Source organism: Intrasporangium sp. DVR (assembly GCF_040365325.1).
Lineage (GTDB): Bacteria > Actinomycetota > Actinomycetes > Actinomycetales > Dermatophilaceae > Intrasporangium.
Genome location: NZ_BAABZW010000051.1, coordinates 1 through 876, shown reverse-complemented (window position 1 = coordinate 876; position 876 = coordinate 1). Strand labels below are relative to the sequence as shown.

Genomic DNA, 876 nt, shown 5'->3' with positions numbered 1-876 from the left:
GACCGGAAACGATGCGGCATCAAACCCGTGCCGGTTCAGACAGCGTCAGCCGGGCCCCGGTGGCCGGGTCCGGGGCGCGATCCAGGACGGCGAGGGCATCTCGGTCGTCAAGGTCGTCGAAGGCGACCAGCGCGGCGGGGTAGTACTCCCGCAGCGCGTTGCGGAGCCGGTTCGTCTCCCGGGTCCGCGACCAGATCAGATTCTGGTGCGCCCGGGCGATGACCTTGATGCCCTCCACCTGCGCGCTGTCCCCGGCGACCAAGCGAGGGTTGTGCGCATCGGTGCGGACCAGATCGGCCAGCACCTTGGCGTCAGAGGCGTCGGACTTGGCACCGCTGACGTGGTGTCGGTCCCTGTACCGCGCCGCGGCCTTGGGGTTGATCGCGTGCACCTGGTATCCGGCGGCGACCAGCGCGTTGACCCACAGGCCTCGGTCGGTCTCGATCCCGATCCGCACCTGGGCGGTGTCCTCGGCATGGGCCCCGAGCAGGACATAGAAGGCCCTCAGGCCTTCGACGCCCTCGCCAAACCCTCCTGGCCGCGAGCTTCCTGCCCGCCTCATCCATGACATACACGTCGTGGTGATCCTCAGCCCAGTCGTTGCCGACGAAGATCACTGCTATCGCCCTCCTTCACCTCAGTTCGTCCTCCTCTCGTGCGAGCCGAGACCGCCCCGGTAGCGACCTAATGGATCAGTGCTCACCCACGGTGGGGGCACGACATCCCAGTAGCACTCAACGGGCGACCTACCCGCCGGCCGGGACACGATCTAGACCTAGAGGTCATGGCCTCAGGTGCCAAGCGGTGTTCACCGGCCGACGGCTCGGCCAACAGCCTCCCATCGCTCCGGAGGGATGACTGCACTCCCATTAGGTG

The 876-nt window shown here is 67.4% G+C and carries 1 pseudogene; it reads right to left on the bottom strand.

Features of this window, described 5'->3' with window-relative positions:
- Positions 1–34: 34 nt before the first annotated feature.
- A pseudogene (locus ABWV20_RS19225) lies at positions 35–617 on the bottom strand (IS110 family transposase); the annotation flags it as partial.
- Positions 618–876 lie beyond the last annotated feature (259 nt).